Below are 14,704 nucleotides of genomic sequence, written 5' to 3'. Positions count from 1 at the left end.
GTTGACTAGCTGTTGATACGCCGATTCACCACATTGGGCGCACGACGCAGCCGCTCCTCTTCACCCAGCAGTTCGGCCTCGAAGGCATCTGCCCCCACCGGGGTTTCCCCGTGACGCCGATACAGCTGAGTCAGCATGGCTTTGCGGTCGGCACGCAGCTCGCGCACCAGGACGACTACCATCATATACAAAATGAACGTAAACGGTAGCGCCGACAGCACCGCTGCCGACTGCAGCCCGGAGAGCCCGCCGGCCACGATCAGCGTCAGACAAATCGCCGCGATCAGCACGCCCCAGATAATCCGCTTGTACAACGGCGGATTGATGGAACCATTATCGGTCATTTGCGCCACGATATACGACGCCGAGTCTGCCGAGGTCACCAGAAAAATGAAGATCAGCATCATGGCAATGACCGACAGCACACCGGAAAACGGCATCAGGGCAAACATCTCGAACAGCGCCACCGTGATATTCGCTTCCGTGGCCGCCGCCAGGCCCACATCCCCGTTGAGTTCCATGTTCAACGCAGCGCCGCCAAATACGCCGATCCACAGGCAAGCCAGCAAAGGCGGGACGAACAGCACGCCAAACACGTACTCCTTGATCGTACGCCCACGGGAAACCCGAGCCACGAAGGTGCCGACGAAAGGAGACCAGGCAATCACCCAGGCCCAGTAGAAGATCGTCCAGTTGCTGGCCCATTCGTTGTCGCTGTAGGGAGAGATACGCAGGCTCATGCCAATGAAATTCTGCAGATAATCCCCGATCCCCAGCGTGATGGTTTCCAGAATGGCGACCGTCGGCCCGGTAACCAGCACATAGACCATCAAGCCGATGCACAGCACCATGTTGAGATTGGATAGCCGCTTGATGCCTTTATCCAGCCCTGACCAGGTAGAAGCCATGTAGGCACAGAACATCACCAGCAGGATCACGAACTGCCACCAGCCGTTCTCAGGCAAGCCAAAAACGGCGTTCAAGCCACCGTTCATCTGCAGTACGCCCAACCCCAGCGAGGTCGCGACCCCCATGACCGTGGCGACGACCGCAAACACATCCAGCCAGGACGCGTAGGGGCGCACTCGTGGATGTTTTGCGGTAACCGAAGAGAGAACCGACGACACCAACCCCGCCTGGCCTTTGCGAAACTGAAAGTAGGCAATGATCAGTCCCACGACCGAAAATGCCGCCCACTGGTGGATGCCCCAATTGAAATAGCTGTACTGAATGGCGTAACGGGCAGCGGCTTCGCTTTCTGCAGGAACGTCGCCGTAAGGGGGTTCGATGTAATGCGACATGGGTTCGGCCATTCCGTAGAACACCAGGCCTACCCCAAAACCGGCCGCCAGCAGCATGCTGATCCATGAAAAAAAGCTATAGCTGGGTGTACTGTCCTGCGGGCCAAGACGTACTTTGCCGTATTTGCTCAAGGCAAGTCCGACCAGAAAAACCACAAAGCCAAACACCGAAAACAGATAAAACCAGCCAAACAGTTCCGTAATGGTTGTCAGTGCCGTTTCGGCGGCATTGCCAAAGGCCTCTGGAAAGGCTGCACCAATAATGACCAAGCCGAAAATAATGATCGCTGATGCGACAAATACCGACTTACCTCCATGGTTCGTCATATCACCACCCTGGTTAATGAACTTGGTAAACACTTTTGTGCGCTCGCATAAATCCTAACACTCAATGTGGGAAGTCGCATGTCAGGCGCTTCACACCGCACAATTAGCGTTTACTCATTTACGAATCAGCCAAATGCAGATTGCAAGAGTGAACTTGCCTACCGGGGTATGTTCCAATAAAGGCAAACGAACGATGGAGGCATATATGCCACAGATGAATCGCGATCAACGTAATGCTGCCTGGCAAGCTGCGCACCAGTGGCGCGCCCGAGCTGCTCAGTCACGCCCCACTGGCGTCATGGGCAGCGTCAAGCTGCTGCTGACCTGGCTTGCCTTCGGGGCGCTGATGATCGTCGGCATGGTACTGGGCCTGATATTTTTGCTGATCGGCTGGGCCATGATGCCCTTCGTGCGCCACAAGATGAAAAAGCGCATGGAACAGATGCGTGCCGAGCAGGCTCAGGATATCGGTGGTGGCTATGCCTCTCAACGTCATGCCTCTTCCCAAAACCAGACATCTCATGGCCATCGCCCACACCAGGACGTTCTGGAAGGCAGCTATGAAGTGAAGGACGAGCCGCGCCACTGAGTCGGCACGCCATCTGGTAAGCACTTCATTCTCTTCATTAGGGTGGTGCTTGTATCCAGGCAAAGGCCGCTGCCAGCGCCAGCGGCATGACCACCAGACTGCCCAGATTACCGATCAGTACCAGCGAAGCCACCTTATGTGGTTCCAGCTTGTACTGTTCCGCGACCAGATAGTTGAGCACTGCCGGGGGCAGCACTGCAAATACCAGCAGCACGGCGGTCTGCAGCGAGTTCAACGGCAGTAGCCACATCAAGGGCAAGGCAACCACCAGCCCCGACAGCGGGCACAGCACGGCACCCAGCAACCCTGTGCGCCAGTCGCTGAAATCGATCTCCAGCAGCCGTACCCCCAAGGCAAACAGCATCAGCGGGATACAGATACCTCCCAACATGTGCATGGCTTCCAACAGCCAACTGGGCAGTGCCACTCCCCCCACATTGACCAGCAGCCCTGCCACACTGGCAGCCACGATGGGCATGCGCAGCATCCGCCACAGGGAAGTACGCGGGTCCAGCATGTAGAGCCCTACCGAAAAATGCAGCAGCATTTCGATGATGAACACCACCACGGCAGCGGGCAGCGCCTCGGGCCCAAAGGCAAGCACCAGTAGCGGCACTCCCATGTTTCCGGAGTTGTTGAACATCATGGGCGGCAGGAAGACCTTGATGTCCAGCGAGAGCCACTTGGCCACTGGCCACAGCACCAGGCCGGAACCCAGCACCACCAGGGCAGCCGCCGTTGCCAGCCAGGCATAGTCGGCCAGCGGCGCTTGGCGGTCTGCCAGTACGGCAAATACCAGCAGCGGCACGAACAGCTCCATGTTCAGGGTATTCAGGCTGCCAATGTCGGGGCTGCGGTAGCGCCCGTAGGCAGCGCCGCAGCCAGCAATGAGGAACACCGGCAGCAGCGTGGCGAGTATGTGGCCGGTCATGGGCAGCCCTGCCGAACCGGCGAGCCCGCTGGGGTTGTGGCATGCATGTCCTGTCGTCCTTGTTGTTATCAGGCTACTGCTTATCAGGCTATCTTTTTCAGCCTATCTTTTCTGCATGGCGGCTGCCCATTAGCCCTTGGTGGATCAGGCGCCCAGAAAACGCTGCCACAGGTCTGCCACCACGTGACGATGGCTCGCCAGCTCGCGGGCATCGCCTTCGGCCTTTTCGCCGGTCAGCGCGGCCCGGTGTGTACGGCTGCGGTAAGCCAGGTAAGCCTCTTTCAACTGTTCGGCTTCGCTGGGGGTGATATGCCCGCTGTCGGCCAGGGTTTCCAGAATGCGGATATTGTCGCTGTAGGTCAGCAACGCGGGCGTCTGGTGGGCAAAGGCCAGCACGGCATACTGGCAGAGGAATTCGATGTCCACCATGCCACCCGAATCGTGTTTCAAGTCGAAGGTGCCCTCGGTGCTCACGGTATTGGCCGCCCCCTTGCTGCCCAAATGGTCACGCATCTTGTGGCGCATGTTGACCACATCGCTGCGCAAGGTGTCCTGAGCACGTTCGACGCCCAGAATCGCACCACGCAGCGTCTCGAAGCGAGCGGCCAGTGCGTCACTGCCCGCCACTACGCGGGCCCGCACCAGCGCCTGGTGCTCCCAGGTCCAGGCATTCTGACGCTGATAGTCGGCGAAAGCCTCCAGCGAGGTCACCAGCAGGCCAGCGTTGCCCGAAGGCCTCAGCCGCATATCCACCTCGTAAAGGCTGCCCGCAGGCGTGATGGCCGTCAGCAGGTGAATGATGCGCTGCCCCAGGCGAGTAAAGAAGACCGGGGTGTCCAGCGAACGCGGACCATCGGTGGCGCCCTTGCCGTCGCTGTCGTGCAGGAACACCAGATCGAGATCCGAGCCGTAGCCCAGCTCGATGCCGCCCAGCTTGCCATAGCCAATGATCAGAAACGCCGGCTCACGGTTATTACAGCCAGGGGGCACGCCATGCTTGCGGGCCAAGTGCTTCCAGGCCATGGCCAGCACCGCTTCCAGAATCACTTCCGCAATGAAGGTCAGGTAATCGCTCACTTTCATCAGATGCCGCGTACCGACCACATCCGATGCCGCCACGTGCAGCATCTGGGCGTGCTTGAATACCCGCAGTGCTTCCAGCTGCGCCTCTTCGTCATCCTCGGGCAGGCGATTGAGCGTCTGACGTAGCTCGTCGGCAAGACGCGCCTTGTCGGCAGGTGTGTAGAGCGTGTCCGGAGTGAGCAGCTCATCGAGCAGGATGGGGTATCTGGCCAGCTGCTCGGCAATCCAGGGGCTGGCGCAGCAGAGCCGCATCAGATGCTCCAGCGCATGGGGGTTTTCACGCAGCAGCGCCAGATAGGCCGTCCGCCGCAGCACGGCCTCGATCAAGGGCTGCACCCGCGCCAATGCCGTGTCCGGCGCGTCGCTGCTGGCCAACGCCTCGAGCAGGAGCGGCATCAGAGCGTCCAGCCGCTCGAAGCCTATGCGCTGCATGCTCTGCACTGCCCGTGAGTGGTAGAGGCTGACCAACCGCTTGTGGGCTCGCTCCGGCTCATGGAACCCTGCCCCGGCCAGCAAGGCCTGCGCCTCGTCGAGTTCCAGCTCTTCGCGCCACAGCAAGCGCCACTGCGCCAGAGCGTTTTCGCTCTGCGGCTCGTCGGCTTCTTCTTCGGGGTCGGCAATCACGGCATCGAAGTGTCGACGCACCCGCTCACGCACGCGGTTCAACTGCTCCTGCAGGGATGACCAGCCGTCGTAGCCCAGCGCGAAGGCAACCCGCTCGCGATCATCGTCATCGGTGGGCAGTTGCTGGGTCTGGCGATCTTCCAGGGCTTGAATGGCATGTTCCAGATCACGCAAGAAGGCGTAATCCGGCAGCAGCTCGTCCACCACGGCAGTGGGCAGCAAGCCCAGTTCAGGCAGACGATTGAGGGCCGTGTACAGCGATGTCACTTGCAGCTCGGTATCTCGCCCACCGCGAATCAATTGAAACGCCTGCACGATGAACTCGACTTCGCGAATGCCCCCGGGCCCCAGCTTGATATTGCTCTCCATGCCCTTGCGTTTGACTTCCCGGTTGATCATCGCCTTGAGTTCGCGCAACGACTCGATGGCGCCGAAGTCCAGATAGCGGCGATAGACAAACGGGCGCAGGCTCGCCAGCAGCGTCTGCCCGGCGTCGATATCCCCTGCCACGGGGCGCGCCTTGAGCATGGCGTAACGCTCCCACTCACGCCCCTGATCCTGATAGTAGCTGTCCAGCATCGAGAAGCTGCCCACCAGCGGTCCACCGTCGCCCAACGGGCGCAGACGCATGTCCACGCGAAACACGAAGCCGTCGGCCGTCATGGCATCCAGGGCAGCAATCAAGCGCTGGCCGAGCTTGGTAAAATACTCCTGATGCTCGAGGGGTTTGCGCCCTCCCTGGGTTTCGCCTTTTTCGGGGAAAGCAAAGATCAGGTCGATATCGGAGGAGAGGTTCAGCTCGCCCGCGCCCAGCTTGCCCATGCCCAGCACCACCAGCCGCTGGGGTGAGCCATCACTTCGCACGTCAGGCAGCCCCCACCGGGAGGCGTAAAAGTTTTCCAGCCAACCCAGTGCCGCCTCGATGCACACTTCTGCCAGCCAGGAAACCGACTGCGCCGTCTGCCACATGGTGGCGCCTGCAGGCCGATTCAGGTCACGCCAGACGATGCCCAGCATACGGGCACGGCGAAAGCGGCGCAGGGTACGCTGCAGGCTCTCTTCCTCCTCGCAGCCTGCCAGGGCGTCGTGCAGCCACTGCACGAGCGTCGCCTTGTCGGGAGCGCGGTCCAGCTCCCCAGAAGCCTCCAGTTCGGCCAGCCAGTGGGGAAAGCGCGCCAGGGTTTCCAATGCGAACGTCGAGACCGTCACCACGCGGGCCAGCGCTTCACGACGCGCCTCTGGCAGGTCATGCCATGGCCCAGAGGGCAGTGCCTTGCCGGTCATCGAGGCCAGGTTGTCGGCCTGTGCCAGGGCATCCACGAGGCGCTGCCGAGCGTCGGCGGCCGAGCCTGACAGTGCGTCAGGCAGCGTGGTGGTGGAAAAGAGAGCCTGCGGTGTCTGCATATCTACCTCTGCGCCTAACGCACGTCGAAGTGACACGACTCAGTGCTGGTCGGTCATTACGGGTCTGTCATTGCTGGCCTTTCATTGCTTGTCTGGGCCATGGGAGCGGGTCAGCCCAGCCACTTCTCCCAGCCTAACAGGCCCCAGGTGAGCCCCGCCATGATGAGTGACAGCATGACCGCCGCCGAGCCGATATCCTTGGCACGGCCAGAGAGTTCGTGATGTTCGGTGCCAATACGGTCCACCACGTTCTCGATGGCGCTGTTCAGCAGCTCCACGATCAGTACCAGCAGCAGGCTGCCCACCAGCAGCAGCCAGCTGACCGGGCCCTCGCCGATCCACCAGGCAAACGGCAGCAGTACGGCGGCAATGGCCAACTCTTGACGGAAGGCGGCTTCGTTTCGAAACGCGGCCTTCAGGCCTTTCCATGAGTAGCGCGTGGAGTGAACCAGATGGGTTAACCCGGTGTGTTGTGGCTTCATGCCCGTTGTCTCGTCTGCACGTTGATTAATTAGCCAGGATCATGGCATCCAGATCCAGGGAGAGCGGGTCGAGCACTTCCGGCCAGCTCAGATAAGGGGTACTGCCGCTGCCGTTGACCAGTACGCTGAAGACTCCCCAGCGCCCTTGCGCCGTGCGGAAATAGCCCGCCACTGCGCGCACGGCAAAGGGTTGATTCAGCGTACCGGTCTTGAGCATGACGTTATTCTGGAACGTGGGCGAACCGCGGCGAATGAAGCGCATCACTCCGTTGGCAGGCGACTGAAACGATGCCACGAAGCTCGGAAACAGCGCGCTCTGACGGTACATGTCTTCCAGCATCACGTTGGTACCATGGGCCGACGTGCGGTTGTCCGTGGTCAAGCCGCTACCGCTGGAAAGCGTGATCGGGCCGTGGCCAGACAGCCCCTGGGCATAGGCCTCGATGGCCTGCCCCGCCTGACGCAGCTGTGCCTGGGGCGTTTCCACCAGGTTCAGCGCCAGCACATCGGCCATGTAGTTGTTGGAATAGTTCATCGTCCGCAGCAGCAGCTCCTGCAACGGCTGACCGTCGACGGCCGCCAGACGACGCGCTTCGCCGGGCGGACGCGTCGAGCCCACTCGCCAAGGGTCACGTACCGTCACCCCCGCCTGATTCAGCATGGCCAGCAGAAGCTGTGCCGTTTGCTCAGCCGCATCGCCAGCCCCACGATAGACATCCCGGGCCGCCGCGTTGGTGGAAATCTGCCCGGTCAGGCGCATGACGTCGCCACGCTCATCGGTGATCCGCTCTGCGCTGATTTCCGTGCCGCTATTGGCCGAGCGCGTGACGACCTGATTGTCGATCACGATCAGCGGCGCGGCGCTGTCGCACAAGCCCGTGCGCGCGGGCTGCCCAGCAGTGGTAGCGGGCGCCACATTGACGCACCAGGTACCAAAGTTGACCCCCGCCGAGGTCAGCGGCGCACTGTAAGCATTGGCGACCCGCGTGCGTGCGTTGCAGCGGTCGGTGGTGATGCACTCCACCGGGCCAAAGCGCCACTGGCTGACCACCAACGCACCGTCCACATGCTCGACACCTGCCAGCTGCAGGCGCTGCACCAGTCGCCAGAGGTCTTCGCTGGTCAGCCCAGGGTCACCGCCACCCTCGAACACCAGATCGCCGCGAAGCACGCCATTCTCCACCGGCGCGGTGCTCACCAGCTGGCTGGTAAAGCGGTGTTGGGGGCCAAAGCGGTTGAGCAGTGCTGCCGCCATATAAGCTTTGGTCACCGACGCAGGCGACAGCTGACGCTCGGGGTTCAGGCTTCCCAACAGCAGCTCACCAGGGCTCTCCCCCTCCAGCAGACGCGCCTCGGCACTCACCGAAAACCCTTTGGCCTCCAGCTGGCTCAACCGAGTGAAATCCGCCCACAGGGAGGTACTGGCGCAGAGTGCGGCACTGGCGATACCCGCCACGACACTGCCACGCAGCCAGCGCGCAGGTAAATTAAAAAAACACGTCACGTTGGACTACCTCAATGCACAGTATCAATACAGATTCATCGTGGAAAACGCTGGCCATGCTCAGGAAGAGACTCGCTACGGCCGCTCTAAATCGATGGTCAAACGCCATAGCGCCTGGCCACTTTGATCATACTTGGCTTCGAACGGCGTCAGATAGTCGCCGTTGGGCGTTACCTGGGCCACCGCCGCCTCACGCCCAGTGACCACCTGTACGGCCTGGGCAAACTCCTCCACGTAGAGGTCCCAGTTCGAGCGCAGCTCCAGCCGCCCACCCAGCGCCAACAGTGTGGGGAAAACCGGGTGACCATGCCAACGCATTTTCAAGTGGGACGACTTGGGATAAGGGTTGGGATAGAGCAGATAGTGGCGCACGGGCGCCCACTGGGCTTCCCGCGCCAAACGCCAGAAATCCACCAGGTCAGCGCGCACCAGCAGCGCATTGCCCGGCAGCTCGCCGTGATCTCGCCCCAGCCGATCAGCGCTGCGGTCAACGCCGATCACACAGTGATCAGGGAACCTCTGCGCCAAACGGCGGGTCGATAGCCCGACCCCGCATCCTGCATCGATGATCAACGGTGCGGGATGCTGTCGCCGCCAGGCCTCCGCCTGCTCGAAAGCCAGGCGAGTATGGTCGGCAATGGGTTTGCGCAGCGGATGCGCCAAGGCACGCTCAACGCGCCGCACCACATCCTGGTGTGGCCCCGGTTGGTTGGAAGTCACCGATCGTGAGGTGTGCTGCATGACATCCTCTGCATGAAAAAAAACGTGATTCTACCAGTCTCCCGGCTGCGCGGCATGACGCCGTTGCTCGCCCGGTGCTATGATCACGCCAGAGTCGATGTTCAAGCTCACTATTAAGCTCAGGACAGGCGCTGTGAAACGGCCTCCTGGCGATAATTGTCATTAAACACCACCGCACCACGAGGAACCCGGCTTGTCACACTTACCGGTGATTGTCGGCATGGGCGGCATCAATCCCGCCGGCAGAACCTCGGGCCATCAGGCCTTCCGCCGCACCGTGCTTGATGCCTTACCCGCCGATCAGCAGCGCCAAACACTGGAAGGCTTGGCCGCGCTCATGCGTCTCGCCGAACACTCCGACCATGGATGGCAAGACAGCACAGGCCAGCCTATTGACTCGCCTGCCAGCCTGCTGCGTGAGCAGGTGCTCGACCACACCTTGATCCGCCGTAACGAGGATCCACGCTTCCAGGCACCGGGCCTGCCTGCCAACCGCCGTGCAGAGCTGGCGCTGGCCGAGCCCGTGCGCGTCACGCTGCGTCGCAAACAGCTGCCCGAGCAGCTGCCGGAAGGCTGGGAAGTACGCGAACTGGACGCCCGAGAAGTAGAAGTGACCCTGCCAGCGGGCATGCTGGAGGTCCTGCTACCCGATACTCAGGAACCCAAGGTGAAGGCCGCTGCCCAGCTGCCCTCAGGGTTCGACCCGGCCAGCCTGTACCGCAGCGTGCATCACCCGCGCGGGCTGGCCATGGCCATTTTCGGGGCCAGCGACTGCCTTGGCGCCAGTGGCCTTGACTGGGAGACCCTGCGCCAGCAGCTCAACCCTGACCATATCGCGGTCTATGCGGGCAACTCGATTGGCCAATTGGATGACGAAGGCTGGGGCGGGCTGCTGAAGAGTCTGGTCAGCGGGCAGCGCGCAACGTCCAAGCAGATGCCCCTGGGGTATGGGCAGATGCCGGCCGATTTCCTCAATGCCTATGTACTGGGCAGCGTGGGTGGCACCGGCGCGGCGCTGGGTGCCTGTGCCAGCTTCCTCTACAACCTGCGCCTAGGCATCGACGATATTCGCGCCGGACGCCGCCGAGTGGTCATGGTCGGCACCGCCGATGCGCCGATCACCCCCGAGATCATCGAAGGCTTTCGGGCCATGGGCGCGCTGGCAGACGACGCCAGCTTGAAAGCCCTGGACGCCCTGACCCTGCTCACCGATGCCGACTACCAGCGCGCATGCCGCCCGTTTGCCCGCAACTGCGGCTTCACCATGGCCGAAGCCAGCCAGTTCGTGCTGTTGATGGACGATGCGCTGGCTCTGGCGCTGGGGGCCGACATTCTGGGGGCCGTCCCCGATGTGTTCGTCAACGCCGACGGCTACAAGCGCTCCATTTCGGCGCCGGGGATCGGCAACTACATCACGCTGGGCAAGGCTGCGGCGCTGGTCAGGAACATGCTGGGAGAGACCGCGCTCAAGGAGCGTACCTATCTGCATGCCCATGGCACCAGTACGCCCAAGAACCGCACCACGGAATCCCATGTGTTCGATGAGATTGCCCGTGCGAACGGAATCGAGCAGTGGCCGGTGGTGGCCATCAAGGCGTTCATTGGCCACTCCCAGGGCTCTGCGGCGGGCGACCAGCTGGCCAGCGCCCTGGGCAGCTTCGCCCACGGCCTGCTGCCGGGCATTCCCACTCTGGATGCAGTGGCCGATGACGTCTATGCCGAGCGGCTGCGCTTTTTCACGACGCCCCAGACGTTCAGCGCCGATGCCGCCTTCATCAACGCCAAAGGGTTTGGTGGCAATAACGCCACCGGCGTGGTGCTGTCCCCCCAGGTCACCGAGCAGCTGCTGCTCCAGCGCCATGGCAGCGCTGCCGTGGAGGCCTGGAAAGCCAAGCGGGAAACCGTGCGTGCCCAGGCCGCCGCGTATCTCAGCGAGGCGGACAAGGGCCACTACGCCCCGCGCTACCAGTTTGGCGAAGCCGTGCTGGAAGGCCCGGAGCTGGATATCCGGGCCGACCGCATTCATATCCCCGGCTACCACCAGGCAGTATCGCTGAACGTCGACAACCCGTTTGGCTCACTGAACGGCGAGGGGCAGTCATGAGCGCCCCTCGCCGCAATATCGCGGTCTACCCCGGTACCTTCGACCCCATCACCAATGGCCACTTCGATCTCATCGAGCGTGGAGCGCGCATGTTCGATCAGGTGGTCATCGCCGTGGCGGCCAGCCCTGGCAAACGCCCCGCGCTGGAGCTGCCGACCCGCATCGCGCTGGCTCAGCAGGTGTGCGCCTCGCTGGAGAACGTGTCGGTGATCGGCTTCTCGTCGCTACTCACCACCATGATGCACGAACAGGGTGCGACGATCATTCTGCGCGGCCTGCGCGCTGTCTCGGATTTCGAGTACGAGCTACAGCTGGCCAACATGAATCGCGCCCAGAACCCCGAGCTGGAAAGTGTCTTTCTGACGCCTGCGGTGGAAAACTCCTACATCTCTTCGACCATCGTGCGTGAAATCGCCAAGCTGGGAGGCGATATTTCAGCGCTGGTGCATCCGCAGGTCGCAGAGGCGCTGCGTAAGCACTACACTGGTTAACCATCGCTATTGTTGAGTAAAATACTCGGGTATACCACCGCCCGAGTGCTCCGCCATTCGTGAGGTATGCCCATGGCCCTGATGATTACTGACGAATGCATTAACTGCGACGTCTGTGAACCCGAATGCCCCAACGATGCCATTTCTCCCGGCGAGGAGATCTATGTCATCAACCCCAACCTGTGCACCGAGTGCGTTGGCCACTTCGACGAGCCTCAGTGCCAGCAGGTTTGCCCGGTCGACTGTATTCCTCTGGACCCGGAACGTCCCGAGACTCAGGAACAGCTGATGGAGAAGTATCGCATCATCACCGCAGCCTGACCCGTGCGCATCTGGGCGTTAGCCTGGCCCATCATTCTCTCCAACATCACCGTCCCGCTGCTGGGACTGGTGGATACCGCCGTGGTGGGCCACCTGCCCGACCCCCGCTACCTGGCAGGCGTCACGCTGGGGGCCACCCTGTTCAGCTTTCTCTATTGGGGCTTCGGGTTCCTGCGCATGGGCACCACTGGCCTGGTGGCGCAAGCCATGGGGCGCGATGCGCCCAGCGATGTACGCAACCTGCTGGGCCAATCGCTGATCATCGCCGCCGGGATTGGCGTGCTGCTGATCCTGCTGGGCTCCCCGTTGATCTCGCTGGGGCTGTGGCTGCTGGACGGTAGCGCCGAGGCCACCCCGCTGGCCCGGGAATACGCTGAAATCCGACTCTGGTCGGCCCCTGCCGTGCTGGCCAACTATGCCATCCTGGGCTGGTTTCTGGGGCAGCAGAATTCCCGAGTGACGCTGATGATCCTGCTGCTGACCAACGGTGTGAACATCCTTCTGGACGTTTGGTTCGTGGTGGGGCTGGGCATGACCAGCAACGGCGTTGCGCTGGCCAGCGTACTGGCCGACTACAGCGCGCTGGCGTTTGGCGGTTATCTGGTGATGCGCCAACTGGGGCTTCTCGAGGGCCACTTTCAGCGCCAGCGGCTGCTGGCATGGAGCGCCTATGCGGCGCTGTTCAATGTCAACGCCAACCTGTTCGTGCGCACCCTGGGGCTGCTGTTCGCCATGGCATTCTTCACCGCCCAGGGGGCTCGCCAGGGGGATACCGTGCTGGCCGCCAACGCCGTGCTGCTGCAGTTCATCATGCTGACCAGCTACGCCCTGGATGGCTTTGCCCACGCCGCAGAATCGCTGGTGGGCAGAGCCTACGGGCGCCGTGATTGGCCAGCGTTCGCCGCCACCGTCCGGGCCGCGGCACGCTTCTCCTTCTGGACCGCCGGGGCCGCCGCCCTGCTGTTTGCCCTGTTCGGCAACCAGCTAATTGCCCTGCTCACCGGGCTGGAAGAAGTGCGCGCGGTGGCCGCCGTCTATCTACCCTGGATGGTGCTGATGCCGTTGATCGCCGTGTGGAGCTACCTGCTGGACGGCGTTTTCATTGGTACCACCGCCGTCAGCCAAATGCGTAACAGCATCTTTGCCGGGCTGGCCGTCTACCTGCCCTGCTGGTGGTGGCTGCAGGATGCTGGCAATCATGGCCTGTGGCTGGCACTCACCCTGTTCACCGTGACACGTTCGCTGGTGCTGATCCTCTATTACCGCCACTACCGGCGCACCCGGTGGTGCGACCATCCAGCTCGCTAAGCTAGCGTTGAAGCCCACAACGGGCGGCTTTGGCCAATTACGCTAACGTGAGCTTGAGGGGGCCGCTCCATGAGTCGTCGAGGGGTGAAAATTATGCCGCACCGCCGTATATTAGCCGCGCACTTCCTAATAACGAATAAAGAGAGCACTGCATGCTAAAACTCATCTCGAAACCGGCGGTCAAGCTGGTCGAACGCTATTTACCCGACCCGTATATATTTGTGCTGCTGCTGACCCTGGTAGCGGCGGTAGCGGCCATCGCCGTCGAGCGACAAACGCCCCTGGCCGTACTGCGCATGTGGGGAGATGGCTTCTGGGGACTGCTGACCTTCTCCATGCAGATGCTGCTGGTACTGGTCACCGGCTTCATGCTGGCCAGCTCGCCGCCGGTCAAGCGCATCCTGCAGAAAATTGCCGGTACCGCCAAAACGCCGGGCGGGGCCATCATTCTGGTCACCCTGGTATCGCTGGCCGCCAGCTGGATCAATTGGGGCTTCGGCCTGGTCGTCGGTGCCCTGTTCGCCAAGGAACTGGCCCGCCTGATCAAGGTGGACTATCGCCTGCTGGTGGCCAGCGCCTACTCCGGCTTCGTGGTCTGGCACGGCGGGCTGGCTGGCTCGGTGCCGCTCACCATCGCCACCGAGGGGCATTTCTCCGCCGATCAGATCGGCGTCATCAGTACCAGCTCGACGATTTTTGCCTTCTTCAACCTGGCCATCGTGGTGTGTCTGTTCATTGCCGTACCGCTGGTCAATCGCCTGATGCTGCCGGATGAAAAGGACAGCGTGTATGTAGACCCCAGGCTGCTGGATGACGAGCCCGAGCCCGTCGGTCGCATTACCCGCCCCGCCGAAAAGCTCGAAAACAGCATGCCGCTGGCCCTGCTGGTGGGTGTACCTGGCCTGCTGTTCTTGCTGGACCACTTCCTGCTGCGCGGTGGCAGCTTGAACCTGAACGTGGTGAATTTCATGTTCCTGTTCCTGGCGATCGTGCTGCACCGCACGCCGCGCAACCTGCTTACCAGCCTGAACGAAGCCATCAAGGGCGGCGCGGGCATCGTCATCCAGTTCCCTTTCTATGCGGGGATCATGGCCATCATGGTGCAGTCGGGCCTGGCGCAGAGCATGTCGGAGTGGCTGGTCTCGTTTGCCACGGCTAACTCGCTGCCGTTCTGGTCGTTCATCAGCGCCGGTATCGTCAACCTGTTCGTGCCCTCCGGCGGCGGCCAGTGGGCCGTTCAAGCACCGGTCATGCTACCGGCGGCCGAAGCACTCGGAGCGGATATCGCTCGGGTCGCCATGGCGGTTGCCTGGGGCGACGCCTGGACCAACCTGCTGCAACCCTTCTGGGCGCTGCCGGTACTGGCCATTGCCGGGCTCAAGGCCAAGGACATCATGGGCTTCTGCCTGATCCAGCTGTTCATTACCGGCGCGATCATCTCGGTAGGGCTGGTCTGGTTCTAAGCCACCCGCTACGCTGTTGACCACCCGCCCC

Annotated in this window: 12 protein-coding genes; 6 read left to right on the top strand and 6 right to left on the bottom strand. The window is 62.1% G+C overall.

Annotated elements, in window-relative coordinates:
* Positions 1 to 5 precede the first annotated feature (5 nt).
* Positions 6 to 1,628, bottom strand: a complete 1,623-nt coding sequence (locus LG409_RS03045; protein ID WP_144979484.1) for a BCCT family transporter — start codon at positions 1,626 to 1,628, stop codon at positions 6 to 8.
* A 205-nt stretch (positions 1,629 to 1,833) separates the two neighbouring features.
* Between LG409_RS03045 and LG409_RS03040 the strand changes: the two genes are divergently transcribed.
* Entirely contained in the window at positions 1,834 to 2,217 is a 384-nt protein-coding gene (locus LG409_RS03040) for a hypothetical protein (RefSeq protein ID WP_096921484.1), read from the top strand.
* A gap of 37 nt (positions 2,218 to 2,254) precedes the next feature.
* Here the strand turns inward: LG409_RS03040 and LG409_RS03035 are convergent, their stop codons facing one another.
* The 5 genes from LG409_RS03035 to trmB all read right to left on the bottom strand — a co-directional run bounded on the left by LG409_RS03035 (position 2,255) and on the right by trmB (position 8,986).
* Positions 2,255 to 3,148 (bottom strand): AEC family transporter, encoded by an 894-nt coding sequence (locus tag LG409_RS03035; protein WP_039182898.1) that lies wholly within the window; start codon positions 3,146 to 3,148, stop codon positions 2,255 to 2,257.
* Between the two features lie 144 nt (positions 3,149 to 3,292).
* Positions 3,293 to 6,259, bottom strand: a complete 2,967-nt coding sequence (gene glnE, locus LG409_RS03030) for a bifunctional [glutamate--ammonia ligase]-adenylyl-L-tyrosine phosphorylase/[glutamate--ammonia-ligase] adenylyltransferase (protein WP_227407592.1) — start codon at positions 6,257 to 6,259, stop codon at positions 3,293 to 3,295.
* Between the two features lie 110 nt (positions 6,260 to 6,369).
* Positions 6,370 to 6,741, bottom strand: a complete 372-nt coding sequence (locus LG409_RS03025; protein ID WP_016916107.1) for a diacylglycerol kinase — start codon at positions 6,739 to 6,741, stop codon at positions 6,370 to 6,372.
* A gap of 25 nt (positions 6,742 to 6,766) precedes the next feature.
* Positions 6,767 to 8,245, bottom strand: a complete 1,479-nt coding sequence (dacB, locus tag LG409_RS03020; RefSeq protein ID WP_227407591.1) for a D-alanyl-D-alanine carboxypeptidase/D-alanyl-D-alanine endopeptidase — start codon at positions 8,243 to 8,245, stop codon at positions 6,767 to 6,769.
* Between the two features lie 75 nt (positions 8,246 to 8,320).
* The gene (gene trmB / locus LG409_RS03015; protein ID WP_227407590.1) at positions 8,321 to 8,986 is read right to left on the bottom strand and encodes a tRNA (guanine(46)-N(7))-methyltransferase TrmB; all 666 of its coding nucleotides are present in this window, start codon (positions 8,984 to 8,986) and stop codon (positions 8,321 to 8,323) included.
* A gap of 220 nt (positions 8,987 to 9,206) precedes the next feature.
* On the opposite strand from trmB, the gene LG409_RS03010 reads away from it, so the two are divergent.
* The 5 genes from LG409_RS03010 (at position 9,207) to LG409_RS02990 (ending at position 14,673) form a co-directional block, all read left to right on the top strand.
* Positions 9,207 to 11,090, top strand: a complete 1,884-nt coding sequence (locus LG409_RS03010) for a beta-ketoacyl synthase (RefSeq protein ID WP_227408086.1) — start codon at positions 9,207 to 9,209, stop codon at positions 11,088 to 11,090.
* On the top strand, positions 11,087 to 11,581 hold the full coding sequence (gene coaD / locus LG409_RS03005) for a pantetheine-phosphate adenylyltransferase (RefSeq protein ID WP_039182878.1): 495 nt from the start codon (positions 11,087 to 11,089) through the stop codon (positions 11,579 to 11,581). The genes LG409_RS03010 and coaD overlap by 4 nt, the downstream gene beginning before the upstream one ends.
* A gap of 72 nt (positions 11,582 to 11,653) precedes the next feature.
* Positions 11,654 to 11,902, top strand: a complete 249-nt coding sequence (locus LG409_RS03000; protein WP_039182874.1) for a YfhL family 4Fe-4S dicluster ferredoxin — start codon at positions 11,654 to 11,656, stop codon at positions 11,900 to 11,902.
* 3 nt (positions 11,903 to 11,905) lie between these two features.
* Positions 11,906 to 13,210 carry an MATE family efflux transporter gene (locus LG409_RS02995; protein ID WP_100731005.1) on the top strand — a complete coding sequence of 435 codons (1,305 nt, stop codon included), beginning with the start codon at positions 11,906 to 11,908 and terminating at the stop codon, positions 13,208 to 13,210.
* Between the two features lie 152 nt (positions 13,211 to 13,362).
* Complete coding sequence (locus LG409_RS02990) at positions 13,363 to 14,673, top strand: short-chain fatty acid transporter (RefSeq protein ID WP_039182868.1); 1,311 nt, start codon at positions 13,363 to 13,365, stop codon at positions 14,671 to 14,673.
* Positions 14,674 to 14,704 lie beyond the last annotated feature (31 nt).

Source organism: Halomonas sp. NyZ770, from assembly GCF_020616575.1.
GTDB lineage: Bacteria > Pseudomonadota > Gammaproteobacteria > Pseudomonadales > Halomonadaceae > Vreelandella > Vreelandella hamiltonii.
The sequence above is the reverse complement of the archived record's forward strand: the minus strand, read 5'-3'. Positions and strand labels throughout refer to the sequence as shown.

Excerpts from the sequence above, each read along its gene's own strand:
- LG409_RS02990 (WP_039182868.1), top strand. The coding sequence starts at position 13,363 with ATGCTAAAACTCATCTCGAAACCGGCGGTCAAGCTGGTCGAACGCTAT.
- LG409_RS03025 (WP_016916107.1), bottom strand. The coding sequence starts at position 6,741 with ATGAAGCCACAACACACCGGGTTAACCCATCTGGTTCACTCCACGCGC.
- LG409_RS03045 (WP_144979484.1), bottom strand. The coding sequence starts at position 1,628 with ATGACGAACCATGGAGGTAAGTCGGTATTTGTCGCATCAGCGATCATT.
- LG409_RS03035 (WP_039182898.1), bottom strand. The coding sequence starts at position 3,148 with ATGACCGGCCACATACTCGCCACGCTGCTGCCGGTGTTCCTCATTGCT.
- LG409_RS03010 (WP_227408086.1), top strand. The coding sequence starts at position 9,207 with ATGGGCGGCATCAATCCCGCCGGCAGAACCTCGGGCCATCAGGCCTTC.
- LG409_RS03000 (WP_039182874.1), top strand. The coding sequence starts at position 11,654 with ATGGCCCTGATGATTACTGACGAATGCATTAACTGCGACGTCTGTGAA.
- glnE (WP_227407592.1), bottom strand. The coding sequence starts at position 6,259 with ATGCAGACACCGCAGGCTCTCTTTTCCACCACCACGCTGCCTGACGCA.
- coaD (WP_039182878.1), top strand. The coding sequence starts at position 11,087 with ATGAGCGCCCCTCGCCGCAATATCGCGGTCTACCCCGGTACCTTCGAC.
- LG409_RS03040 (WP_096921484.1), top strand. The coding sequence starts at position 1,834 with ATGCCACAGATGAATCGCGATCAACGTAATGCTGCCTGGCAAGCTGCG.
- trmB (WP_227407590.1), bottom strand. The coding sequence starts at position 8,986 with ATGCAGCACACCTCACGATCGGTGACTTCCAACCAACCGGGGCCACAC.